General features: G+C 67.5%; 25 protein-coding genes. 11 read left to right on the forward strand and 14 right to left on the reverse strand.

All coding sequences use genetic code 11. The annotated features are described in order from the left end of the window. Together ACRYA2_RS11140 and ACRYA2_RS11145 are read left to right on the forward strand one after the other, a co-directional pair. The coding region (locus ACRYA2_RS11140; protein ID WP_433627801.1) for an AMP-binding enzyme at positions 1 to 258 on the forward strand (258 nt) is incomplete at its 5' end. A gap of 158 nt (positions 259 to 416) precedes the next feature. After that, a complete protein-coding gene (locus ACRYA2_RS11145; protein ID WP_433627803.1) occupies positions 417 to 2,036 on the forward strand; it encodes a class I adenylate-forming enzyme family protein in 1,620 nt (539 codons plus the stop codon). Positions 2,037 to 2,121: 85 nt separating this feature from the next. Here the strand turns inward: ACRYA2_RS11145 and ACRYA2_RS11150 are convergent, their stop codons facing one another. The 7 genes from ACRYA2_RS11150 to ACRYA2_RS11180 form a co-directional block, all read right to left on the reverse strand. After that, complete coding sequence (locus ACRYA2_RS11150; RefSeq protein WP_433627806.1) at positions 2,122 to 2,523, reverse strand: universal stress protein; 402 nt, start codon at positions 2,521 to 2,523, stop codon at positions 2,122 to 2,124. A gap of 67 nt (positions 2,524 to 2,590) precedes the next feature. Beyond that, entirely contained in the window at positions 2,591 to 2,863 is a 273-nt protein-coding gene (locus tag ACRYA2_RS11155; protein ID WP_433627809.1) for a DUF7520 family protein, read from the reverse strand. A gap of 258 nt (positions 2,864 to 3,121) precedes the next feature. Next, a complete protein-coding gene (ctaD, locus tag ACRYA2_RS11160) occupies positions 3,122 to 4,858 on the reverse strand; it encodes a cytochrome c oxidase subunit I (protein ID WP_433627812.1) in 1,737 nt (578 codons plus the stop codon). A gap of 57 nt (positions 4,859 to 4,915) precedes the next feature. Then, on the reverse strand, positions 4,916 to 5,125 hold the full coding sequence (locus ACRYA2_RS11165; RefSeq protein WP_433627815.1) for a DUF6684 family protein: 210 nt from the start codon (positions 5,123 to 5,125) through the stop codon (positions 4,916 to 4,918). Positions 5,126 to 5,227: 102 nt separating this feature from the next. After that, complete coding sequence (locus tag ACRYA2_RS11170; protein ID WP_433627818.1) at positions 5,228 to 5,593, reverse strand: DUF7541 family protein; 366 nt, start codon at positions 5,591 to 5,593, stop codon at positions 5,228 to 5,230. Positions 5,594 to 5,679: 86 nt separating this feature from the next. Further along, entirely contained in the window at positions 5,680 to 6,978 is a 1,299-nt protein-coding gene (locus ACRYA2_RS11175) for an MFS transporter (RefSeq protein ID WP_433627821.1), read from the reverse strand. An 83-nt stretch (positions 6,979 to 7,061) separates the two neighbouring features. Next, complete coding sequence (locus ACRYA2_RS11180) at positions 7,062 to 7,442, reverse strand: hypothetical protein (protein ID WP_433627823.1); 381 nt, start codon at positions 7,440 to 7,442, stop codon at positions 7,062 to 7,064. A gap of 514 nt (positions 7,443 to 7,956) precedes the next feature. Between ACRYA2_RS11180 and ACRYA2_RS11185 the strand changes: the two genes are divergently transcribed. From ACRYA2_RS11185 to dnaJ, 4 genes are all read left to right on the forward strand, one after another. After that, positions 7,957 to 8,484 (forward strand): DUF7344 domain-containing protein, encoded by a 528-nt coding sequence (locus ACRYA2_RS11185; RefSeq protein ID WP_433627825.1) that lies wholly within the window; start codon positions 7,957 to 7,959, stop codon positions 8,482 to 8,484. 104 nt (positions 8,485 to 8,588) lie between these two features. Beyond that, entirely contained in the window at positions 8,589 to 9,251 is a 663-nt protein-coding gene (locus ACRYA2_RS11190; protein WP_433627828.1) for a nucleotide exchange factor GrpE, read from the forward strand. A 176-nt stretch (positions 9,252 to 9,427) separates the two neighbouring features. Further along, a complete protein-coding gene (gene dnaK, locus ACRYA2_RS11195) occupies positions 9,428 to 11,350 on the forward strand; it encodes a molecular chaperone DnaK (protein ID WP_433627830.1) in 1,923 nt (640 codons plus the stop codon). A gap of 90 nt (positions 11,351 to 11,440) precedes the next feature. Beyond that, positions 11,441 to 12,598 carry a molecular chaperone DnaJ gene (dnaJ, locus tag ACRYA2_RS11200; RefSeq protein WP_433627833.1) on the forward strand — a complete coding sequence of 386 codons (1,158 nt, stop codon included), beginning with the start codon at positions 11,441 to 11,443 and terminating at the stop codon, positions 12,596 to 12,598. 83 nt (positions 12,599 to 12,681) lie between these two features. On the opposite strand, the gene ACRYA2_RS11205 is transcribed toward dnaJ, so the two are convergent. From ACRYA2_RS11205 to ACRYA2_RS11215, 3 genes are all read right to left on the reverse strand, one after another. Further along, positions 12,682 to 13,347, reverse strand: a complete 666-nt coding sequence (locus ACRYA2_RS11205) for a cupredoxin domain-containing protein (RefSeq protein ID WP_433627835.1) — start codon at positions 13,345 to 13,347, stop codon at positions 12,682 to 12,684. A 57-nt stretch (positions 13,348 to 13,404) separates the two neighbouring features. Then, positions 13,405 to 14,844: a short-chain fatty acid transporter gene (locus ACRYA2_RS11210; RefSeq protein WP_433627837.1), complete on the reverse strand. Its 1,440-nt coding sequence runs from the start codon at positions 14,842 to 14,844 to the stop codon at positions 13,405 to 13,407. Between the two features lie 296 nt (positions 14,845 to 15,140). Next, complete coding sequence (locus ACRYA2_RS11215; RefSeq protein ID WP_433627840.1) at positions 15,141 to 15,350, reverse strand: hypothetical protein; 210 nt, start codon at positions 15,348 to 15,350, stop codon at positions 15,141 to 15,143. Positions 15,351 to 15,511: 161 nt separating this feature from the next. Between ACRYA2_RS11215 and ACRYA2_RS11220 the strand changes: the two genes are divergently transcribed. From ACRYA2_RS11220 to ACRYA2_RS11235, 4 genes are all read left to right on the forward strand, one after another. Further along, positions 15,512 to 16,705 (forward strand): threonine synthase, encoded by a 1,194-nt coding sequence (locus tag ACRYA2_RS11220; RefSeq protein WP_433627842.1) that lies wholly within the window; start codon positions 15,512 to 15,514, stop codon positions 16,703 to 16,705. A gap of 105 nt (positions 16,706 to 16,810) precedes the next feature. Next, the gene (locus ACRYA2_RS11225) at positions 16,811 to 17,230 is read left to right on the forward strand and encodes a cobalamin B12-binding domain-containing protein (protein WP_113277571.1); all 420 of its coding nucleotides are present in this window, start codon (positions 16,811 to 16,813) and stop codon (positions 17,228 to 17,230) included. Further along, positions 17,227 to 18,246: a methylmalonyl Co-A mutase-associated GTPase MeaB gene (gene meaB, locus ACRYA2_RS11230; RefSeq protein ID WP_433627845.1), complete on the forward strand. Its 1,020-nt coding sequence runs from the start codon at positions 17,227 to 17,229 to the stop codon at positions 18,244 to 18,246. Before ACRYA2_RS11225 ends, meaB begins: the two co-directional genes overlap by 4 nt. A gap of 81 nt (positions 18,247 to 18,327) precedes the next feature. Next, entirely contained in the window at positions 18,328 to 19,266 is a 939-nt protein-coding gene (locus tag ACRYA2_RS11235) for an alpha/beta fold hydrolase (RefSeq protein WP_433627848.1), read from the forward strand. Positions 19,267 to 19,270: 4 nt separating this feature from the next. On the opposite strand, the gene ACRYA2_RS11240 is transcribed toward ACRYA2_RS11235, so the two are convergent. The 4 genes from ACRYA2_RS11240 to ribH form a co-directional block, all read right to left on the reverse strand. Then, complete coding sequence (locus ACRYA2_RS11240; RefSeq protein WP_433627851.1) at positions 19,271 to 19,687, reverse strand: Zn-ribbon domain-containing OB-fold protein; 417 nt, start codon at positions 19,685 to 19,687, stop codon at positions 19,271 to 19,273. Next, positions 19,684 to 20,850, reverse strand: coding sequence for a thiolase domain-containing protein (locus tag ACRYA2_RS11245; RefSeq protein ID WP_433627855.1), 1,167 nt, complete (start codon positions 20,848 to 20,850; stop codon positions 19,684 to 19,686). The genes ACRYA2_RS11240 and ACRYA2_RS11245 overlap by 4 nt, the downstream gene beginning before the upstream one ends. A 197-nt stretch (positions 20,851 to 21,047) precedes the next feature. Continuing rightward, the gene (locus ACRYA2_RS11250) at positions 21,048 to 22,190 is read right to left on the reverse strand and encodes a pyridoxal phosphate-dependent aminotransferase (protein WP_433627858.1); all 1,143 of its coding nucleotides are present in this window, start codon (positions 22,188 to 22,190) and stop codon (positions 21,048 to 21,050) included. A 1-nt stretch (position 22,191) separates the two neighbouring features. Continuing rightward, a complete protein-coding gene (gene ribH, locus ACRYA2_RS11255; protein ID WP_113277565.1) occupies positions 22,192 to 22,593 on the reverse strand; it encodes a 6,7-dimethyl-8-ribityllumazine synthase in 402 nt (133 codons plus the stop codon). A gap of 108 nt (positions 22,594 to 22,701) precedes the next feature. Here ribH and ACRYA2_RS11260 point away from each other — a divergent pair, with 108 nt between their 5' ends. Further along, the gene (locus ACRYA2_RS11260; protein WP_433627861.1) at positions 22,702 to 24,459 is read left to right on the forward strand and encodes a flippase activity-associated protein Agl23; all 1,758 of its coding nucleotides are present in this window, start codon (positions 22,702 to 22,704) and stop codon (positions 24,457 to 24,459) included. Position 24,460 lies beyond the last annotated feature (1 nt).

Raw genomic sequence — 24,460 nt, forward strand, 5'->3', positions numbered from 1 at the left:
TACGTCATCACCGAGGAGGGCCACGAGGGCGACGACCAGTTGCGCGACCGCATCGTCGCGGGCGTCGAGGACGCCATTGGCCCCATCGCGCGGCCCGAACAGGTCGTGTTCACCCCCGAACTCCCCAAAACTCGCTCGGGCAAGATTATGCGCCGACTGCTCGAGGACATCGCCAACGACGAACAACTCGGCGACACCTCCACCCTCCGCAACCCCGAGGTCGTCTCGGACATCCAGCAGAAGGTCCAGGGCGACTGAGGGGGTCGTCCCGATTGACGCGTAGACGGCGCGTTCCGGTTCGACCGGGACCGCCGTCGTATCCTCTTCTCGCTTCGCTCGAGCGTCGGTCGCTATCTCTCTCGTGAAGATTTGCACTCACCGCAACGTATATCATCAAAGTAAATGTCCTTCTCCTCATGCACAAACCGCTGCTCGTGACGGACTTTCTCGACCGGGCCCGGAATCATTACGGTGACCAGGAGGCGGTCGTCGCGACGACCGGGGAACGGTACACGTACGACGAACTCGGCGACCGGGTCGACCGACTGTCGGCGGCGCTCGCCGAGCGCGGCATCGAGAAGGGCGACCGCGTCGCGGTACTGGACCCCAACACCCACTACCACCTCGAAACCGCCTACGCGACCATGCAACTCGGGGCGGTCCACACGCCGCTCAACTACCGGCTCACCCCCGACGACTTCGAGTACATCCTGTCCGACGCGGCGGTGGACGCCGTCGTCGCCGACTACGACTACGCCCACAAGATAGAGGCGGTGCGCGACTCGGTGCCGACCAGCGTCTTCGTCAGCAACGACGCCGACCGGACGGACGGCGACTGGGAGGACTTCGAGGCGGTCGTCGCGGCGGCCGACCCCGACGGCTACGAACGTCCGGAGATGGCGGAAGACGAAGTCATCACCATCAACTACACCTCCGGGACCACGGGCGACCCGAAGGGCGTGATGCGAACGCACCGGACCGAGACCCTCCACGCCTACGTGCTCTCGGTTCACCACGAACTGTACGACGACGACGTCTACCTCTGGACGCTGCCGATGTTCCACGTCAACGGCTGGGGTCACATCTACGCCGTCACGGGGATGGGCGCGAAACACGTCTGCACGCGCGGCGTCGACGCCGCGGACGTCGTCGAGACCATCCGGAACGAGGACGTGTCGTTCCTCTGTGGCGCGCCCACGGTGCTGAACATGCTGGTCGACTACTACGAGGCGAACGGACGACCGGAGATGGCCGGCGAAAACGATGTGCGCGTCACGACCGCGGGGAGCGCCCCGCCGGAGGCGACCATCCGGGCCGTCGAAGACGAGTTCGGCTGGTACCTGAAACATCTCTACGGCGCGACCGAGACGGGACCGCTCATCACGACGTCGGACGCGCGGCGGCTGCTGGACGGCGACGCCGACGACCGGTTCAAGATCAAGAAACGCCAGGGGATTGGCGTCCTCGGCACGGAGGTCGCGGTGGTCGACGACGACGGCGAAGACGTGCCTCGCGACGATTCGACCATCGGCGAGATCGTCGTCCGCGGCAACCAGGTGATGGACGGCTACTGGGAGAAACCCGAAGCGACCGAGGAAACGTTCGACGACAAGCGCGAGGGCTGGTTCCACACGGGCGACCTCGCGGTCGTCGACGAGCACGGCATGGTCTCCATCCAGGACCGCAAGAAAGACATCATCATCTCCGGCGGCGAGAACATCTCCAGCATCGAGATCGAGGACACGCTGTTCGAACACGATGACGTCTCGGACGTCGCCGTCGTCCCTGCCCCGAGCGACCGGTGGGGCGAGACGCCCAAGGCCTTCGTCGTCCCCGTGTCCGACGACCCCGACGAACCGGGCGTGACCAAAGCGGAGCTCAGGGAGTTCACGAGAGAACGCATGGCGTCCTACAAGCGGGTCGACCGGATCGAGTTTGTCGACGACCTGCCGACCACCGCGACGGGCAAGGTCCAGAAGTACGAACTCCGCGAGCGGGAGTGGGACGACGAGGACCGCATGGTCGGCGAAGGGTAGGGTCGAGCGGTCCGGCGGCGCACTGATGCAAGAGCGGGCCGACCGCGCGGTGGACGGGAGACCCGCGTCGGCAGCGTCGCGAGCCTTACTCCGCCTCGCGCTCGCCGGCCACGATGACGGGACGGTCCGCGTTGAGCACGACCGACTGGACGACGCTGCCGAACAGCGCCTTCCCGGCCGGCGAGCGCTTGCGCCCGCCGACGCAGATGGCGTTCGCGTCGCGGTCGCGGGCCGCGTCGAGTATCTCCTCCGCCGGGTCGCCGCTCGTCTCGACCACGTCGACCTCGACGCCCGCTGCGTCGAACGCTTCCCGGGCGCGCCGGACGCCCGCCACCTGCGGCGCGGAAGCTCCACGGGGGTTGTCGGTGAACGCGTGGAACAGCGTCGCGCGCACCTCGTCGGCGGCAGCGGGTAGTTCGGTCACCGCCTCCGCCTGGGCGCGCGCTCGCGATTCGTCCTCGTCGAGTGCCACGAGTACGTGATACATAGCCGTCGTTTCGACGCGAACGGGCTTATTGGTTCGCGTGGGCGGACCGCTCGTTGCGGTTCCGCGCCTACACGGCGTCGTCGTCGAAGCGGTTGGAGACGTACACCACCAGTGCGAGGGGGATGCCGAGAAGGAGCGCGATGGTCACCATCCCGTAGACGGCCAGGCCGACGGGCGTCGGCTGAATCTCGAAGATGCCGAACAGCGCCACCGGGTCGAGTTCGGTACCGAGCAAGTCGGGGGCGAACGTACCGATGAGCGCGCCGGCGACGCCGGCGAACGCGACGATGAAGGCGTACATGCCGACGACCAGCGACGGACCTTCGAGTCGAGCGGGCACGCCTCGAGCTAACGACACCGAGAGGATTAGCCTTTTCATTCGACCGCACGTAGTACGACCATGTCCGAGAAGGAACTACTCGCTCTCGTACTCGGCGGCCTCACCGTGCTCATGTTCTCCATGGGCATTATCCTCGCGGTGACGTAACCGACGCGCTGCAGACGTCGCTCGCGAACGACTCGCTCTCCCGGCGGTCGTCGCCGGTCTATCGAGCGATGGAAAGAGAAAGGGAACGGCGGTCGTCTTCGCCAGTCGGACTCAGTCGTCCGCGGGACCGTGGCCGTCGGTCTCCTCACCGCCGTCGGTGATGGCCGTCTCCTGCTTCCGTTCGAACCACTCCCACTCCTTCGAGCGGAGCCCGTCTTCTTCGAGCTTCCAGGGGTCGGGGCTCTCGACGAGCGGTCCCTCCAGCCAGGACTGGGCGACGTTCCAGACGAAGATGAGCTGACCGATGCCCATGAGGAACGCGCCGACGGTGGCGACCTGGTGCCAGGTGGCGAACTGCGGTAGGAAGGTCGCGTAGCGGCGCGGCATGCCGCCGTAACCGAGGAACAGCATGGCGAAGAACGTGACGTTCGAGCCGATCATCGTCAGCCAGAAGTGCCAGTGAGCCAGCCGCTTCTGGTACATCTTCCCCGTGAAGATGGGGAACCAGTAGTAGAACGCCGAGAAGCCGGCGACGGCGATGGCACCCATGACGATGAAGTGGAAGTGTCCGACGACGTAGTAGGTGTCGTGGAGCACGAGGTCAATGGGAATCGCCGCGAGGAAGACGCCGGTGACGCCGCCGATGATGAAGTTCTGGACGAATCCGATGCTGAACAGCATCGGCGCGGTCAACCGTAGACGGCCGTTCCACATGGTGGTGATCCAGTTGAACACCTTGACCGCGCTCGGTATTGCGATGGCCAGCGACACCGCCATGAAACTCGCCCGAATCCGGGGGTCGATACCGGTGGCGAACATGTGGTGGGCCCAGACGCCGAACGAGAGGACGCCGATGGCTAGCGTCGAGTAGACGACGAACTTGAACCCGAACAGCTTCCGGCCGGAGAACCGCGGCAGGATGAGACTGACCAGTCCCATCGGCGGTAGCACGAGGATGTACACCTCGGGGTGGCCGAAGAACCAGAACAGGTGCTGCCAGAGGATGGGACCGCCGCCTTCTGTCGCGAAGAACGTCGTCGCGAAGTTCCGGTCGAGCAGCAGCATGATGAGTGCGCTGCCCAGCAGCGGGAACGAGAACAGGATGAGCCCCGACTGGGTGAGCAGCGTCCACGAGAAGATGTCGAGGTCGGGCCAGCCGACGTCGTCGCCGCGCTCGGTGAAGATGGTCGCGATGAAGTTTATCGCACCCATCGTCGCCGAGACGCCGGTCAGGTGGAGTCCGAGCAGCATCAGGTCGATGGCGCTCGACGTCTGCTCGACGGACAGCGGCGTGTACATCGTCCAGCTCGTCTGGGACGGGGCGACTCCCGGGATGAAGAAGCCGGCCCAGATGAGTAGCGCACCCGGGGGCAGCAGCCAGAACGCGATGGCGTTGATGCGCGGGAACGCCATGTCGTCTGCCCCGATGAGCAGCGGGATGAAGTAGTTCCCGAACGCCGCGATGATGGGCGTCCCGAACAGGAACAGCATGGTGATACCGTGCGTGGTCAGAAGAGCGTTGTAGAACGTCGGCTCGATGATATCCGTCTGGGGAGCGAACAGCTCCGCCCGCATCAGCAGGACGGCGATGCCGCCCCACGCGAACGCGAACAGGGCGTAGGCCCCGTACAGCATTCCGATGTCCTTGTGGTCGACAGTCGTCAACCAGCGTACGATGCCGGACGGTTTCTCCTCGTGGACGTGCTCGGAGCGCTCACCGTACCCGTACCCCCCACTGCCGAGTGGCGCGTACGACCGCCAGTCCTCCAGGCGCGTGAGGAAGGCGGCGACGGCGAGCAAGAGCACTCCCATCACGACTGTGAGAGCAATCTGCCCAGTGTCTGCCATAGGAGACGCTGAGGACTACAGGGTAAAGAAAGGTAAGGTTCCGTCGCTGTACGGGGCCTAGATTTCCCGTGCCGCGATATACGTTAACAGGGCGAGCAGAGTGAAGGGGACGATGATGAGACCCCAACTGACCAGTTCGACGAGTCTGTCACCGGTCTTGAGGCTCTGGAGCAGGAAGAGGACGAAGAAGAACGCCATAATCCCTAGCGGCACGACGTTCACCGTGATGTCCAGCAACGTTTCCTTGTCGAAGACGCTCTCTGCCATATTACCGGGAGGTAGCGTCGGCGGCATCAAATAGGTTTGTGGTTCCGACCGGACTCGCGGTCGTTCGGCGTTACGGGCGGGACGACGTCTCTCGCGCCGTTTTCACGCTGCCGACGGTTGCCACAGCGCCCCCACGACGCCGCCGACGAGCAGTACGACGCCGCCGACGAGGATAGCAGTTCCCCGCACCTGAACCGACCCGGCCGTCTGGGTCCAGAGGAGACCGCCGACGGCGAACGCCAGGCCGGCACAGACGACGAGCGCCTTCCACGGGTCGGCGATGTACTCGGATTCGCGGAGGATGCCGACGACGCTTCCGACGAACATCAGCATCCCCCCGACGGCGACGGGAAAGAGCACGTCGGCGAGCACGATGCCAACCTCGAACAGCGCGAGCCCGACCGCGACGAACATCGGCCACGGACTGGACTTTCGATACTGGTCGGACAGCCCCGGTCGTTCGTCCATGTGCTGGAGTTGGAGCCTCGGTGGTTTCACGGTTGCGTCTCGCGCTGGCGCTTTCGGCGCGGCCCGCCGACGACCGTGGCCCGGACTCAGTCCCCGGCCACCGCGTCCACGTCGGGCGCGGGGTCGATGCTGAAGAGCGACGCGAACACGACCGAGGAGACGACGATGAACGCGGCGGCGGACCAGAACGCGACCCAGACCGTGGTCGCGTCCCAGATGGCACCGATGAGGACGGGGCCGCCGACCTGTCCGACCTTCCACGCGATGGAGCGCAGCGAGAGGCTGGAGGCGACGGCGTCGAAGTGCTCGCCCTCCTCGACGAACAGCGCCATGCTCGCCGGCAGTCGAAGGCTGTCGCCGATGCCGAGGACGGCGTACGCCGCGAACAGGACGAAGAAGGCTCCCGGAAGCTCCATCGACCCTCCGAAGGCCCTGATCGTCGTTCCCGGCACGTACTGGTGGGCCATCCCCGCGAAGGGGATGAGCGCGGTTCCGATCGCGTACACGAGCGCGCCCGCGAGGATGAACTGGTACTTGTTCCCGACGCGGTCGGTCCAGTCGCCGACCTTCCCCTGCGTCAGGGACTTCGTCAGCTTCCCGCCGGCCATGATGCCGCCGATGACGAACGGGTTGATGCCGAACTCCGTGCGGGCGTAGATGGGCAGGAAGATGATGACCGCCATCTTTCCGACGCTGAACGCGACCCGGAAGAAGACGAGAGCCCTGATGGCGGTCCGTTCGAGCAGCGTACGGATGGTCTCGACGCCGGTCGCCACCTCGGGGTCTTTTCGCCCGCCGGGGTTGTCCCGGAGGAAGAAAAACACCGCGAGGAACGCGCCGAGCGTGATGGCGCTCAGCACCGCGTACGTCAGCGAGAAGTCGTAGAGGTAGAGGAGCAGGCCGCCGAAGATGTCTCCGAACAGGCTGGAGAACGCGCCGACCTGGTTGTAGGTGCCGATCCACAGCCCCCGCGACCCCTCGTCAGATATCTCGCCGACGACGGTCGTTCCGGTGAGCCAGAGCATGCTCGCGCTCAGTCCCTGGAGCGCCCTGATGAGGATGACGTGTTCGACGGTCTCGACGAACGCGAACCCGACGAACACGAGGACGTTGAGCAGGAGGCCGGCGAGCAGGAACCGCTTGGAGTCCTGGATGTCGATGTAGCGGCCCAGCGGGAGCACGATGAGCAACTGGACGACTGCGAACGCGGTACCGAACAGACCTTCGACCGTGCTGCTGGTGTGGAACATCTCGGCGTACAGCGCCAGCGCGATGAGGATGGTCGAGTACGCCTGGCTCCTGGCGAACGCGGTGCCGGCTAACGCGAGGAACTCGCGGTCACCGAACAGGCGGAGCGAACTCCCGCTACTGGACTCTGCGACCACTGTTACGAACCGAAATAGACGAGGGAATTATAAGAATCCCAGCTTTCGTCTCTCGGATTACCGAAAGGTTTCTGACAGGAAATTCAGTCTTCGAGCGCGTCGGCGATGCGCTGGAGCTGTCGCGTCGCGTCCCGGACCTCGTCGCGGAGCTGTCGCACCTCGCGGACGAGTTCCTCGTTGCCCTCGCTCTCGCCGCCGGGGCCTCCACCCATCGCGCCGGGGCCGCCACCGCCGCCCATCATGCCGCCCATCATCTGCGCGAACGGGTTGCCGCCACCGCCGCCCATGCCGCCGGGGCCGCCGCCGCCGAGGGCCTCCTTCATGCGCTCCTCGCGGTCGCCCTCTTCGCCTTCCTCGGCGCGCTTCTCGCGGATCTCCTCGACGCGTTCGCGGAAGGATTTCTCCTCCTCGCTGCCCTCGTTCTGCTCGGTCGTGTCCTTCTCGTTGGATTCGTCGTCTACCATACGTCCGATTTCTCTCGCAGGGCGGAAAAGGGTTGTGACACCTGCGCTCGCGCGACGAGAAACGGAACGTACCGCCGTCTGGCGGCCCCGGCCGCCGTCGACGCCCGAGACGCTACGAGTAACGCTCGTTATCCGTTCGAGTCCGGACGTCAGCCCGCGATAACTCGACGGTGAACGGGGATACGTCGCCGCCGACCCTCGATAACGCTCGGTCGAGCGAGATAATCCGTCGTGTCGGTCGCAGAACGACGGTTGAACGCGTTTCGGGTCGCCTTTCGACCCGTCGCCGTCCCGCCCCGGGTAGGTCATCACCGTCGGGGGCCGGACCGTCCCCCCTCGTCCGTTTCGGTCCGTTCGCTTAGCGCGACTCGTCTCGACCGGTCGACGGTCTAGACGCCGAGTCGTCGGCGTAATCGACACACCACGTGGCCCGCGTCCCCGGGGCAGTCCGTGAACGACACGAACGGTGAGGGGGGTTAAACTCCGGTCACGCCCTTGGAAACCGGAGGAGACGATGACGGACAGAGGAACCGCTCCGGCGGACGCATATCCCCCGAACGGGTGGACCGTCTCCGTGACGCTTTTCGTCCGGACGGTCCGCTCGGTACTTCTCGCGCTCTCGTGGGCGTACCGCCACTCGCCGGACCCGGAGGTTGGCCGTCTGGCGAACCGTGACGCGCGACGGTCGGTTCCGGACGGCGGTACGCCGGTCCGCTGGTTCGCCCTGCTTCGACTGCTCGCGGACCGGCGCACCAGGTACGTCCTCTACTATCTCGCCCGGCGTGACTCCCGCCCGGTGAGACTGGAGCGGCTCGCCCGTCAGGTCGCCGCCTGGGAGTGGGACGTGTCGGTCGACGCGGTCCCCGAAGACGCCTACGAGCGGACGTTCGTCGAACTGGTCCAGACGAATCTCCCGGCGCTGGCGACGGCCGGCGTCGTCGAGTACGAGCCCATCGGCCTGATGGCGGGCCTGGCCGACGTCCCGGAGTCGCTCGCCTCCCTGCTCCGGTTCGCCGCCGAACTGGAGACGTCACGGACGTGAGTTCGGGTCCGCTCTCCAGCGCGGCCGTGGCTCCGGTCGTCGTTCCGGCGTCTACGTCGCTCCGTTTCTGAAACCTTAAACGCGTACGGCGGCTTCGTTCGTGTATGACCGAGGAGGAGGCCGCCCAGACGCCCGACGAGGAGCAGCCAGAAGGGACCGAACCGGCCGACGAAGCGGACGCCGAGAGCGAGACGGAGCAGTCGGTCGAGGACGTACTCGGCCCGACGAGCACGTCGCTCGTGGCGAAGGTCGCGGTCGAGGACGAGGGTCTCGCCGTGGACCTCGAGGAGCACCTCGCGGACCTCGAACGCAGGCGCGAGGAGGCCGAGGCCGAAGCCGAGGAGTTCGAGTCGAAGCTGAAGCGAAAGCAGGCGGACTTCCAGAACTACAAGAAGCGAGCGAAGAAGCGCCAGGAGCAACTCGAAGAGCGCGCGACGGAGGACCTCGTGGAACGACTGCTCGACGTCCACGAGAACCTGAAACGGGCCGTCGAGGACGACCACGAGAACGTCGAGAGCCTGCGCGAGGGCGTCGAACTGACGCTGAAGGAGCTGAACCGCGTGCTCGACGAGGAGAACGTCACCGAGATAGAACCGGACCCCGGCGAGGACGTCGACCCGCAGCGCCACGAGGTGATGATGCGCGTCGACAGCGACCACCCCGAGGACACCATCGCGGACGTGTACCGCCCGGGGTACGAGATGGCCGACAAGGTGCTCCAGTCGGCGCAGGTAACTGTCAGCGATGGCGAGGGAGACGAGGAGTAGCGGCGACCCTCGACGTCGAAACGGGAGCCGGGATGGAGTACCGGTTCGTGATAAAACTCCCGGATGGGAGCGCGTACCGAACCCAGAATCGCAAGCAGGCAGCGAGGTCGTCTTCTGGGCAACGTCGTAGCGTCTAGTAACCTTTAACCGCCCGAAACGGCTACGTTGGCCCAACGATGGCGAGCAACAAGATACTGGGTATCGACCTCGGTACCACGAACAGCGCGTTCGCGGTGATGGAGGGCGGCGACCCCGAAATCATCGTCAACGGGGAAGGCGACCGAACCACGCCGTCGGTCGTCTCCTTCTCCGACGACGGCGAGCGACTCGTGGGCAAACCCGCCAAGAACAAGGCGGTCCAGAACCCCGAGGACACGATCCAGTCCATCAAGCGTCACATGGGCGAGGACGACTACACCGTCGAGGTCGACGGCGAAGAGTACACGCCGGAGCAGATCTCGGCGATGATTCTCCAGAAGATAAAGCGGGACGCCGAGGAGTACCTCGGCGACGACGTCGAGAAGGCCGTCATCACGGTCCCCGCGTACTTCAACGACCACCAGCGCCAGGCCACGAAGGACGCCGGCGAGATCGCCGGCTTCGAGGTCGAGCGCATCGTCAACGAGCCGACGGCCGCGTCGATGGCGTACGGTCTCGACGACGAGACCGACCAGACCGTGCTCGTCTACGACCTCGGCGGCGGGACGTTCGACGTCTCCGTGCTGGACCTCGGCGGCGGCGTCTACGAGGTCGTCGCCACGAACGGCGACAACGACCTCGGCGGCGACGACTGGGACCAAGCCATCATCGACTACCTGGCCGACGAGTTCGAGAACGACCACGGCATCGACCTCCGCGACGACCGGCAGGCGCTCCAGCGCCTGAAAGACGCCGCCGAGGAAGCCAAGATAGAGCTCTCCTCGCGCAAGGAGACGGACATCAACCTCCCGTTCATCACGGCGACCGACGACGGACCGGTCCACCTGGAGGAGAGCCTGACCCGCGCGAAGTTCGAGAGCCTCACTGAGGACCTCATCGAGCGCACGGTCGGCCCGACCGAGCAGGCCCTCGACGACGCCGGCTACTCCGAGAGCGACATCGACGAGGTCATCCTCGTCGGCGGTTCGACCCGGATGCCCCAGGTCCAGGAGAAGGTCGAGGAGATGTCCGGCCAGGAGCCGAAGAAGAACGTCAACCCCGACGAGGCGGTCGCGCTGGGCGCGGCCATCCAGGGCGGCGTCCTCTCCGGCGACGTGGACGACATCGTCCTGCTCGACGTGACGCCCCTCTCGCTCGGCATCGAGGTCAAGGGCGGCCTCTTCGAGCGCCTCATCGACAAGAACACGACCATCCCGACCGAGGAGTCGAAGGTGTTCACCACCGCGGCGGACAACCAGACCTCGGTCCAGGTCCGGGTGTTCCAGGGCGAACGCGAGATAGCCGAGGAGAACGAACTGCTCGGCGAGTTCCACCTCACCGGCATCCCACCGGCCCCGGCCGGAACGCCCCAGATCGAGGTGTCGTTCAACATCGACGAGAACGGCATCGTCAACGTCTCCGCCGAGGACCAGGGCTCCGGTAACAGCGAGGAGATCACCATCGAAGGTGGTGCCGGCCTCTCCGACGAGGAGATAGAGCGCATGCAGGATGAGGCCGAGCAGCACGCCGAAGAGGACGAACAGCGCCGCGAGCGCATCGAGGCGCGCAACGCCGCCGAGAGCGCCGTCCAGCGCGCCGAGAAGCTGCTGGACGAGAACGAGGAGGAGATCGACGACGACCTCGAATCGGACATCCGCGAGGAGATCGACGCCGTCCAGGAGACGCTGGACGACGACGACGCGACGAAGGAGGACCTCGAGGAGGCCACCGAGAGCCTGAGCGAACAGCTCCAGGAGATCGGCAAGCAGATGTACCAGGAGCAGGCCCAGGCCGGCGCGGGTGGCGGTCCCGGCGGTGCCGGCCCCGGCGGCATGGGCGGCGGCCCCGGCGGCGCTGGTCCGGGCGGTGCAGGTCCGGGCGCGGGCGCCGGCGGCGACCAGCAGGGCGAGGAGTACGTCGACGCCGACTTCGAGGACGTCGACGACGACGAGGAGCAGTAGCGACGAGGCAACGGCGGCCACGAAGGACCGATGGGCTCGCGACGCCAACGGACCCTTCAAGTAACTCCGACTTTTATCGAGGGATAACGAATGAGCGAGGACTTCTACGACGTGCTCGGCGTCAGCCGTGACGCGAGCGAGGACGAGATTCAGGAGGCCTACCGGGAGAAGGCGACGCAGTACCACCCGGACGTCAGCGACGACCCGAACGCCGAGGAGAAGTTCAAGAGGGTCAAGAAGGCGAAGGAGGTACTGACCGACGAGGAAAAGCGCCAGGCGTACGACCAGATGGGCCACGACCGCTTCGAGCAGGCCGAGAAGCGCGGCGGCTTCGACGGCGGTCGCGGCGGCGCTGGCGCCGGCCAGGGCAACCCCTTCGGCGGCGCCGGCGGCGGCATGGGCGGCGGGATGGGCGACATCTTCGAGCAGTTCTTCGGCGGCGGTGGCCAGCGCGGCGGCTCCCGGCCGCGCCAGGGTGCCGACCTGCGGACGACCATGACCATCGACCTCGAAGAGGCGTACCACGGCGCGGAGAAACAGGTGACTGTCCGCCGACCGGAGCGCTGTGACACCTGTAACGGCGAGGGCCACCCGCCGGGAACCGACGCCCGGACCTGTCCCGAGTGCAACGGCCAGGGACAGGTCACCCAGGTTCAGCAGACGCCGTTCGGTCGCGTCCAGCAGTCCCGCACCTGCCCGCGCTGTGAGGGCCAGGGCGAACTGTACGAGGAGACCTGCAGCGACTGTGGCGGCGACGGCGTCGTCCAGCGCGAGGCGACGCTCTCGGTCGAGGTGCCGGCCGGCATCCAGGACGGCCAGACGCTACAGATGGACGGCGAGGGTGCGCCCGGCGAGAACGGCGGCCCGAACGGCGACATGCTCATCGAGGTCTCCGTCCGCGACCATCCGGAGTTCGAGCGGGACGGCGCGGACCTCCACCACCGTGCGGCCGTCTCGTTCCCGCAGGCCGTCTTCGGGGACACCGTCGAGATTCCCACCGTCGACGGCTCCGTCGAGATGGACGTTCCCGCCGGCACCCAGAGCGGCGAGACCTTCCGCCTGCAGGGCAAGGGAATGCCCCACCTCCGGCGGCGCGGCCACGGGGACCTCTACGTCAAGGCGCAGGTCGTCACGCCCGAATCGCTGAACGACGACCAGCGCGAAGCCCTCGAAGCGTTCGCCGAGGCCGGCGGCGAGGAGGTCGACGTCGAACAGGGCTTCTTCGAGAAAATAAAGAACAGCTTCTAGCGCCGTCGTTTTGCTGCGCCGGGGCGCGTACCGACGGTCGCCTCGACCGGTGATTCTCGACGGTCGGTCGGCACGACCCGTCGTCAGTCTCCGCGTCGCCGGAGCAGGTAGGCGAGACCGGCGAGACTACCGAGCGCGGCGAGGAGACCGACTCCGGGCTGACCGCCGTCGTTGGCGGTGTCGCCGGTCGTCGTCTCGGTCGCCGGCGTTTCGTCCGTCGTGGCGCTCGGCTCGGTTCCGGTGGTCGTCGTCTCGGTCGCCGTCGTCTCCGTCGTTCCGGTCGTCCCGTTCGTCCCCACCGTTCCGTTCGTCGTCCCCGCGGTCCCGTTCGTCGTCTGCGTCGCGGTCGTCGTGGGCTGGCGGACGACTATCTTCCCGCGCATCGTCTCGGGGTTGACCTGCGAGAAGTACGTCGCCATGCCGGGTTTGGCGGTGAACTCCACCGTCTGTACGCCGCCCTTCTCGCTGACGACCTCCGTCTCCTTCAGCACCTCTCCGCTCTCGTTCTCGATGGCGAAGTTGTGCGGTTCGCCGTCCACGTTCTCCCAGGAGACGACGTACTTCTGGCCGGCGACGAGGCGGAGCGTCGGGTTCGTCTCGTCGGCGATGGCCTTCGGGGAGCGGCCCTGCCACCCCGACACGCTGCCCGCGAACTCGAACGTCTTCTCCTGGCCGCTGGCGACGCCAGCGACCGCGGTCGTTGCGACTACCGTGAGGAATCGACGGCGCGAGAGACGAGTTCCGCTCATGCAGTCTGGACTTCTATCACCTTCAACGGTGCGAACGACCTTATCTCGTTCGGCGGGTCACATGGGCAGGACCGTGATGCCGACGAGGATTATCGCGCCGCTGCCGAGCAACACCATCACGCAGTATCCCATGATGTCCCGGACGGAGAGGCCGCTGATGGCCAGCAGCGGGATGGCCCAGAACGGCTGTATCATGTTCGTCCACGCGTCGCCCCACGCGGCGGCCACGGCGATGCGGGGAACGCTCGCGCCGCCGGCCTTGGCGGCTTTCACGAGCGTCTCGCCGACGACCGCCCACTCGCCGCCGCCGCTCGGGACGAAGAAGTTGACGAGCCCCGCCGTCAGGAAGGCGATGGCGGGCAGCGCTCCGTCGGGAGCCACCGCGACCATGCCCTGGGCTATCTGGGTCGCGAGGCTGGTCGACCCCTCCGGCGCGTAGCTCATCACGCCCATGATACCGGCGTAGAAGGGGAACTGGAGGATGATGCCCCAGACGTTCTCGACGGCCTCTTTCATCGCCTCGACGTACGCCGCCGGCGTTCCGTGGAGCAAGAGCCCGAGGAAGAGGAACGCGAAGTTGACGACGTTCAGCCCGAGGTTGTTCCACGGCATGACGCCGTCGTCGACGAGCGGAACGGCGAAGTACAGCAGGACGGCGACGACGCCGGAGAGACCGATGGCCCACGCGACGGCGGCGGAGTGTTCGATTCGGTCGGCCATCGTCGCGTGCTCGGACGGCGCGGTCACGGCCGCGGGTTCGCCGCCGTCGGCCTGGGCGTCGTTCAGCGTTTCGGGGTCGATGGTCGTCTTCTTGCGCTCGTCGTCGGGGTACATCAGCAGGTAGAGCGCGGGGAGAAAGAGGAAGCCGACGACCGCGACGAGAGCGAGGTTGGCGACCGTGAAGATGGTCTGGCCCGTCGGGATGGTCGCGTCCAGCACCCCACGTGCTATGAGGAAGTTGCCGTTCTCCGCGCTGGAGTTCATCACGAGCGGGATGGAACCGGCGAGGCCGCCGTGCCAGACGACGAACCCGGAGTACGCTCCGGCGACGACGATGGGGAAGTCGATGCTCCGAATCTCCTCGGCCACCTTGCGGGCGAAGATGGCCCCGACGACCAACCCCAGGCCCCAGTGGACGAACGAGGCGGCGGCGGCGACCACGGGGACGAAGGCGGCCGCCCTGCGCTCGGTCGACGGGACCGCCGCGAGTCGCGAGAGAACGCCGTCGACGAGGTCGGTCTGGGCGAGGGCGTACCCCGTCATCAGGATGAGCGTCATCTGCATCGCGAACGTGAGCAGTCCCCAGAACCCGCCGTACCAGCCGTCGAGCACGAGCCCCCGGGCGTGGGTCAGATATCCCTGCTGGGGCTGGACGAACGCGAACGCCAGCCCGTACGCCACGAACGTCAACAGTATCGCGAACAGGAAGGCGTCCGGGAGGTAGCGCTCCACCACTCTGGAACTGCTCTCGGCCATCCGACGAATCGCATTCACCATAGTACCGACTGAGACTCCCTAGCAACGACTTATAAACGTTCGTCAGACGCCGGTCTCGACGTCCAGCGCCGTTTCGGTCCGACGATGGCGTTCGGCGGGAACGCCGGCCGAATCGCCCGGACCGGACGGCGGGAGTCGTCTGCCCCTCAGTGGTGCGGCGTCCGGCGTTCCTCGCGGTCCTCCTCGTCGAGCAGGACGTGGAAGACGACGGTCCCCCACGCGAGCGCGAGCTTCCGGAGGACGGTGAACTCGACCATCAGCAGCACGAATCCGCCGAAGCAGTAGGGAACGACGAGTCACGGGGTGGGCGGCAGCGTCGTCGACCCGAACCAGATCAGGGTGGCCCCGGTGCCGACGACGACCGGGGCAACGACGGCGACGCTCGTGCCGACGTATATCGAGTGGGCGAGGAGGTGCTTCGCGTATCTCCACAGGTCGGCGAGCGACCCTCGCAGGACCGCCGTCAGTCGCGGGTCGGGGAGCGCCCGACCGAGGTCCGCGCGCATACCACCCGGGTGGTCGGACGGGCTGATAAGTTTTATAAATTTTCTAATATCTGGGTGCGGTGTGCGGAGAGCGGGTCCCGTCGTCGGACCGACGACGGCGTTCGACGGGAGCGCAGGAACCGATGGACAATGATTAGTCCCCGCCGACAGAAGGTGCGCGCATGGAGACGACGGACGCGTTCATCGGCCTCACCTGCGTGGACTGCGGCGAGACGTTCGACGCGGAGACGGCGACCCACCGCTGTCCCGACTGCGACGGTATCCTCGACCCGGACTACGACTACGACGCCATCGACCTCTCCCGGTCGGCGCTCGAATCGCGCCGCTTCGACTCGATGTGGCGCTACGAGGAACTGCTCCCGTTCCCCCGCGATGCGGCGGTGTCGATGGACGAGGGCGCGACCGCGCTCGTCGACTGTCCGTCCCTCGCCGAGGAGATGGGCGTCGGGCGCGTGCTCGTCAAGGACGAGGGGCGCAACCCGACGGGGACGTTCAAGGACCGCGGCCAGACCGCGGCGGTGACGGCGGCGGTCCAGCACGGCGCGACCGACGTGGCGCTCAACTCGGCGGGCAACGCGGGGCAGGCCGCGGCCGCGTACGCCGCGCGGGCAGGGCTGGACTCGCACGTCTTCCTCCCCTCGCGCGCCGGGTTCACGAACAAGGCGATGGTGAACGTCCACGGCGGCGACATGCGCGTCGTCGAGGGACGCATCGGCGACGCCGGGGCGGCCTACCAGGACGCGATGGCGGACAACGACGACTGGTACTCGGTGAAGACGTTCGTGACGCCGTACCGCCACGAGGGCAAGAAGACGATGCTGTACGAACTCGTCGAACAGGAGGGCTGGGAGGTCCCGGACGCGGTGGTCTACCCGACCGGCGGCGGGGTCGGCCTCGTCGGGATGCACAAGGCCGCGAAGGAGTTCCGCGACCTCGGACTGACCGACGAACTGCCGTCCATGTACGCCGCCCAGGCGGAAGGCTGTGCGCCCATCGTCGAGGCGTTCGAGGAGGGCCGCGACGTCCACGAGACGTGGGAGACGCCCGACACCATCTGCGGCGGCATCGAGATTCCCGACCCCGGCGCGAGTCCGCTTATCCTGGACGCGCTCCGCGAGAGCGACGGCGGCGCGGTCGCGACCAGCGACGAGGACATCCTCGACTCGGCGGTCGCGGTCGCGCAGAACGAGGGCGTCGAGATGGGCGCGACCTGCGCGGCGGCCGCCAGCGGCGCGTGGGAACTCTCCCGGCGAGGGGAGTTCGACGAGGACGACACCGTCGTCCTCCTGAACACCGGCGCGGGCAACAAGGACGACGACGTGCTCCGCAGCCACCTGATGGGCAAGGGCATCTGAGCGGGGCGTTCCCGACAAGTTCAACAACCGGAATTGGGTTATGACAAATGGGATTTCAAATGTACTTCCGTTAAAGTGAAAGCCGAACGGGCGGAAGTAGGTGGTATGAGCGCAGACCAGGAACAGCAGCAGTCGATTCGATGCCTCGTCGCCAAGGTCGGACTCGACGGCCACGACCGGGGAGCCCACGTCATCGCGCGGGCGTTCCGGGACGCGGGCTTCGAGGTCATCTACTCCGGACTCCACAACGCGCCCGACGAGATAGTGCAGGCCGCGGTCCAGGAGGACGTCAACGTCCTCGGCATCTCCATTCTCTCTGGCGCGCACAACACGCTCGTACCGAAGGTCATCGACGGCCTGAAAGAGTACGACGCGTTCGAGGACACCCTCCTCCTCGTCGGCGGCGTCATCCCCGACGACGACAAGGAGGAACTGAAGGAGATGGGCGTCGCCGAGGTGTTCGGTCCCGGCACGCCGATGGAGGAGACCATCGAGTTCGTCCGCGAGAACGCACCCGAGCGATGAGCGCGGAGCAGACGGACCTCGTCGACGAACTCCTCGCCGGTAAACACCGGGCGCTCGCCCGCGTCATCACGAAGATCGAGAACCGCGACCCTGGCTACCGCGACCTCGTCTCCGCACTGCACGCCCACACCGGCGACGCGGACGTCATCGGTATCACGGGCAGTCCCGGCGCCGGCAAGTCCACGCTCGTCGACAAGATGGCCACTCGCTACCGCGAGCAGGGCCTCACCGTTGGCGTCATCGCGGTCGACCCCTCCTCCCCGTTCACGGGCGGTGCGGTGCTGGGCGACCGCATCCGGATGGCGAGCAACGTCGGCGACATGGAGGTGTTCTTCCGGTCGATGAGCGCCCGCGGCAGCCTCGGCGGCCTCTCGACCGCGACCACGGACGCCGTGAAGGCGCTCGACGCCTTCGGCAAGGACAAGGTCATCATCGAGACGGTCGGGGCGGGCCAGAACGAGATAGACGTGGTCAGGACCGCCGACACGGTCGCCGTCCTCGTGCCGCCCGAGAGCGGCGACAACGTCCAGATGCTGAAGGCGGGCATCCTGGAGATCGGCGACGTGTTCGCCGTCAACAAGGCCGACCTCAAGGGGGCCGACCGCACCGTCCAGGAACTCACCGAGATGATAGAGATGCGCGACGACTACGGCGCGAACCTGGAATTTCCGGGCGACGTCGCCGGCGTCGAGGAGTACGACTGGAAGCCCCGTGTCGTCGAGACGGTCGCCAAGGACGGGGAGGGCGTCGACGCGTTCCTCGACGTGCTCGAAGCACACCGCGACCACCTCGAAGCGACGGGGATGCTCGAAGCGAAGGCCCGGACCCGGTACGCCGAGGAGATTCGCACCCTGCTGCGGGAGGACCTGAGCGACCTCGTCGAGGGCGAAATCGAGGACCACGGCGGCGTGGCGGAACTCGTCGAGGCCGTGGTGGCCCGCGAGACCGACCCCTACGCCGTCGCCGACGACGTGCTCGCTCCCCTGAGAGAGTGCGTCGACGAGAAGCGGTCGTAGCCGACGTCACGTTCTCGCCTCGCCCCCGACGGTACGAGATGTGGCACAACGGCTAAATCCGGTGGCGTATCTTGTTCACGTATGAGGCTTCGCAAACTCGTGACCGCCGCGGCCGGTGGGGCCGGCGCTGCTGCACTCGCGAACCGGACGCTCTCCTGGCGCGCAGATCCGCTCGAACCGGCGCTGGAGGGGTATCAGGGGACGTACCGCTGGCGAGGATTCGACGTCGCGTACACGGAGGCCGGCGACCCCGAGGACCAGGACGTCCTCCTGCTGCACGGCGTCCACGCCGCCGCCTCGACCAAGGAGTTCGACCAGGTGTTCCGACAGCTCGCACAGACCTACCACGTCGTCGTGCCGGACCTGCCCGGGTTCGGGCGCTCCTCGCGTCCGCCGGTGAACTACACCGCGGCGATGTACGTCGACTTCGTGTCCGAGTTCGCGGCCGAACACACCGACGACGCCATCTGCGTCGCCTCCTCGCTGTCGGGCGCGTACGCGACGATCGCCCAGCGCCAGCGGGACGTCTTCTCGCGGCTCGAACTCATCTGCCCGACGGCGGACACAGGCGAGCGCCGGGGGTGGCTGCGCGCGCTGCTGCGGTCGCCGCTGGTCGGCACCGCACTCTTCAACGCGCTGGCGAGCAAGCGCTCCATCCGGCGGTTCAACGAGCGCGACGGCTACTTCCGCCAGGCGTCGTACACCGAACGCGACGTCGCCTACCAGTGGCAGACCGCCCACCAGGCGGGCGCGCGGTTCGCGCCCGCGTCGTTCGTCTCGGGGTATCTCGACCCCGACGTGGACCTCGGGGAGGAACTCGCGGCGGTCGACGTCCCGGTGACGCTCGTCTGGGGTCGCGACGCGAAGGTGACGCCGCTCGAGGAGGGGCAGGAACTGGCCGACCGCGGGGACACCCGCCTCGTCGTCTTCGACGAAGCGCGACTGCTCCCCCACGCCGAACACCCCGGCCCGTTCCTCGACGTGCTGTTCGACGAACTGACGCCGATAGAAGAACAGTAGTCCGTTACCGCGGTTCGAGCACGAGCGCTCGCTCGCCGGTCGTCTCCGACTCGCCGACCGCCGCCGAGACGGACATCCCGACGGCGACGTCCTCGCCGTCGAGGTCCGCGCCGTCCGCGCGCCGGACCAGCCCCGTCAGGCGAACCGGACCGAAGTCCGCGACCGCCGTGACGTACGGCGTGTCCTCCACGAACGACGGCGGCGCGACCGCTATCTCGGTGAACGTCTCTATCTCGCCCGCGTCGGGCAGCGTGGTCTCTTCGAGGTCGGTCGCGCCGCAGCGCGGACAGACCCGCCGCGGCGGCAGCGACCCGTGGCCGTTCTCGCACTCAAGGTAGAACCCCTCGCCCGCATCGACGGCGTCGAGCCAGTCGTCGTACCCCTCGTCGCGCACGTCGGGGGCCTCCAGGTGTTCGCTCACGAAACCACCTCCAGGACGTGAACGGTCGTGCTCGCCACGGTGCCGCCTGCGTTGTGGGTGACGCCGCGGTCGGCGTCCGGCACGGCGTCGCTGTTGGGGTGGTCGCCCCGGAGGAGCCGGGTCATCTCGACCACCTGGCTGGTCCCCGTCGCGCCGACGGGGTGGCCCTTCGCCTTGAGGCCGCCGGAGAGGTTGACCGGCAGGTCGCCGTCCCGGGTGGTCTCGCCCCGGCGCGCCGCGCCGACGGCCTCGCCGGGCGCGTAGAAGTCGAGCGCTTCGAGCGCGAGCACCTCGGCGATGGTGAAGCAGTCGTGGACCTCCGCCAGGTCCAGGTCCGTCGCGTCCACGCCGGCGTCGGCGTACGCCTCCTCCGCGGCCCGCTCTGCGGCGGGGGTGCGCGCCAGGTACTCTCGGCCCTGGAGCGCCATCCGGTCGCCGCCCTGCCCGGTGCCCGTCACCGCGACCGGCGCGTCCACGTCGTGTTCGTCGGCGTAGTCCTCGCTGACGAGGACGGCCGCGCTCGCCCCGTCCGTGATGGGGCAGGCGTCGTAGAGGCTCAGCGGGTCGGCGACGGTCGGCGCGTCGAGCGCCTCCTCGACGGTTATCTCGCGCTGGTACTGTGCGAACTCGTTCGGCAGCGCGTGCTCGTGATTCTTCACCGCGACGTGCGCGAGGTCCTCGTGGCTGCCGCCGTACCGCTCGAAGTACGCCCTGGCCATCAGCGCGTACGCCCCGGGGAACGTCATCCCGGCGCGGACCTCGTAGAGGTCGTCGGCGGCGATGGCGAGGGCCTCCGTCGTTCCCGCGGTGCCGAGGTTGTTCATCCGCTCCGCGCCGCCGACGAGCACCACGTCCTCCTCGCCGTTGCGCAGGTCCTTCACGGCCTGCCGGACCGCCGCGCCGCTGGAGGCGCAGGCGCTCTCGTAGCGCGTCGCCGGCGCGCGAATCCCGGCGGCCTCCGCCATCAGCGGCCCCTGATGGCCCTGGTGTTCCGACAGTTCGCCCATAAAGTTCCCGTAGTACAGCGAGTCGACGTCGTCCCGGTCCACGCCGGCGTCGTCGAACGCCGTCGCGCTGGCTTCCGCGAAGAGGTCCCGTCCCGTCCGCTCGGGATGCTCCCCGAAGTGCGTGAGACCGACGCCTGCGATCCGTACGCCTGTCATGGTCGTTCGTACGAGACGAACAGTTAAGAAAGACACCCTTCGACGGCCGTTCCGGGTCTCCGATGCGGTCTCGTCGGCCGAACGGTCCGGCGACGGCGGTCGCCGGCGCTGCGTCGGCGGTCGGGTGACGCCTCGCGGACGGAGCTGTCGCGCTATGCGTTCGCGCGGTGACGGTGGCGGAAAACGAGGGGCGGTCGCTACAGGAAGCCTTCGTCGGCCAGTCGCCGGACGGCCTCCTCGATGCGCTCGATGCTGTTGGCGTAGGACATCCGGGCGTACCCCGGCGCGCCGAAGGCGCTTCCCGGGACCGTGGCGACGTGGGCCTGTTCGAGGACGTCCTCGCACCACTGCTGGTCGTCGTCGGCGACGGGCAACATCATGTAGAACGCGCCGTCGGGCATCCGCACGTCCACGTCGTGCTCCTCGAGGAGGGCGGCCAGCCGGTCGCGGCGCTCGTGGAACGCCTCGACCATCTCGCCGACCGCGGCCTCGGTGTCCCCGAGCGCCTCGATGCCGGCGCGCTGGACGAAGTTCGTCGCCGACGAGACCGAATGGGAGTGAAGCTTCGACGCCTGCGAGACGAGTTCCTCGGGCGCGGCGAGGTAGCCGAGCCGCCAGCCCGTCATCGAGTACGCCTTCGAGAAGCCGTTGACGGTGATGGTGCGCTCGCGCATGCCGTCGAAGGTGGCGAGACTCGTCGGGTCGACGCCGTACGTGATGCGCTCGTAGATCTCGTCGCTGATGACGGTCACGTCGTGGTCGACCGCGATGTCGCGCACCCCTTCGAGCGCGGCGTCCGAGTACACCGCGCCGGTCGGATTGTTCGGCGAGTTGACGACGAGCAGTTCGGTGTCGTCGGAGACTGCCTCGCCGAGGTCGTCGAGCGCGGGTTCTAGCTGGAAATCGTGGGGTGCGAGGTCGACCCGGTTCAGGTCGCCCCCGGCGAGTTTCACCATCGCCTCGTAGGACACCCACGCCGGGTCGAGTAGGACGACCTCGTCGCCGTCGTCCACCGTGGACTGGACCGCCTCGTAGAGGGCCTGTTTCGCGCCGGGCGTGACGACGACGTTGTCGGCCTCGTAGTCGAGACCGTCGTCCCGCAGCTTCTCGGCGATGGCCGCCCGGAGTTCGGGGACGCCCTTCGAGGGCGTGTAGCCGGTGTGTCCGGCGTCCATCGCTTCTTTCCCGGCTTCGACGACGTTGTCGGGGGTCGGGAAGTCCGGTTCGCCGACGCTCAGGTCCACCACGTCTTTCCCCTCGCTTTCGAGTTGCGAGGCGAGACTGCTGATGGCGAGCGTCGCGCTCGGTTCGACTCGCTGAATGCGCTGTGAGAAGTTCATATCAGAGTTCCTCCGCGAGATCGACTGCACTTTCGACGGCGCGCGCGCCGTAGTCGGTGCGTTCGCGCGCTTCTTCGGCTGACATCCCCGGCCCCGTGATACCGAGCGCGACCGGCGTGTCCCGGTCGAGGCTCACGTCGCTGAGTTTCGCCGCAGCGGCGTGGCCGATGACCTGGTCGTGGTCGGTGTCGCCGGTGACGATGGTCCCGACGACCGCTACCGCCTCGACGTCCGGGCGGCGAGCGAGGCGGTCGGCGGCCAGCGGCGTATCGTACGCACCGGGCACGTGCAGCGTCTCGACCACGTTCGCGCCGCGGTCCTCGGCCGCTTCGCGGGCCGACTCCTCCATCTCCTCCGTTATCGGCGCGTTGAACTCCGCGACGACGAGTCCGAGGGATACCATGTGTGGCGGGAGGCCAGCGCGGGTAAAAGAACTACCGTTCTCCGCAAGGATGGCTCCTCCCGTCGGTCTCCGGAAAGCTTGTATCCCCTTGACTTCTTGAGAGAACCGATGAGTTCGAGCCAACGCCCCGAATCGCTCCGTGCGGGTCTGCGGCGCCGCGACGGGACCGCGCTGGGAGTGGTCGCGGTCACCGTCCTGGCGCTCGCGTTGCGCCTGTTCGAACTGGGCGACCGGGTCGCCCACTGGGACGAGGCTCGCGTCGGCTACTGGATTCTGCGCTACCAGGAGAACGGGTTCTGGGAGTACAGCGCCGGCATCCACGGTCCCTTCTTCGGCATCGTGAACCGCGTCCTCTTCGAGCTGTTCGGCGCGAGCGACTTCGTGGCTCGCCTCCCGGTCGCGGTCGTCACCGGTCTGCTCCCGCTCGCAGCGTGGCTCTACCGCGACCACCTCCGAGATTCGGAGATGGTAGCGTTCGGCCTTCTGTTCGCCGTCAACCCCATCCTGCTGTACTACTCCCGGTTCATGCGCAACGACGTGCTGCTCGCCGCGTTCGCGCTGTTCGCCCTCGGATTCTTCCTTCGCGCGCACGCGACCGGGCGACCGCGGTATCTCTACGCCGGGACCGCGTCGCTCGCGCTGGCGTTCACGACAAAGGAGAACGTCCTGCTGTACCTGCTGTCGTGGCTCGGCGCAGCCGTCCTCCTGCTCGACCACCGCCTCTTTCTTGCGCGCAACGAGGAGCGCGAGTGGACCGGCGTGCTCGCGGACGCGCTCGCGGACCTCGGGCGTAGTCTGGCGTCGTGGGCGCCCCACCTCCTGGTCGCGCTCGTCGAGTTCTTCGCCATCGTCGTCTACTTCTACGCGCCGCGCAGACCCGGCCCGGGCACCGGCATCGTCGACGCCGTCACGGACCCGACGCTCTGGCCGGCGGTCGTCGGGGAGGCGACCCTCGGGTCGTGGAACGAGTTCACGAACACGTGGCTCGGCAGTCAGGGCCACCCGTACCTGCCGTACTTTGAACACTACGTGACGGTACTCGAACAGGGCGCGCTCCCGCTGGTCGCGTTCGCCGTGGTCGGCTTCGTGGCCGCGCGCTACGTCGACGAGCGCCCGCGGGACCTCGTCTCCTTCGCCTTCTACTGGGGTGCGGTCGGCGTCCTCGGCTACCCCCTCGCGACGGACATCAAGGCCCCGTGGGCGACGGTCCACGCCGTCGCGCCGCTCGCCATCCCGGCGGCGGTCGGCGCGGGCCTGCTGTACCGCTGGGGACGGGAGGCGTACGAGCACGACGATTCGAGCGCGACGCTCGCGGCCGGCGTCGTCGTCCTCGTCGTCGCGTGGCAGATAGCGGTCCCCATGGTCGGCGCGGTGTACGTCCACCCGCAGGACGATACGATGATCCCGCCGCTGGGCGAGCAGACGGACAACCACATCGTCCAGTTCGGCCAGCCCGCAGACGGCATCGGGCCGACCCTGGAGAAGATGCAGGCCGTCGCCCGGACGAACGAGGGGACCGACGTGCTCTACTACGGGCACGTCAACGAGAACGGCGATTACATCTTCTACGTGCGCGACGAGGGCGACAACGACCGCATCCCGGCCGCGAGCGGCTGGTACAACCGCCTGCCGCTGCCCTGGTACACGGAACTCGCCGACGCAGAGGTCGAGAGCACGATGGACCAGCAGGACCTGGAGGGCGACCTTCCGCCCGTCGTCATCACGCGCTCGTCGAAGAGAGACCTCGTCTCGGCCCGCCTGGAGGGCTACCGGGCGTACGACGAGGAACTCACGCTCTGGGGGAGCGAGACGACTGTCTTCATCGAAAAGCGCGCGCTCCGTGAGGCGAGAAGCGACTCGGCGTGAG

This window comes from Halomicrococcus pelagicus (assembly GCF_050954125.1).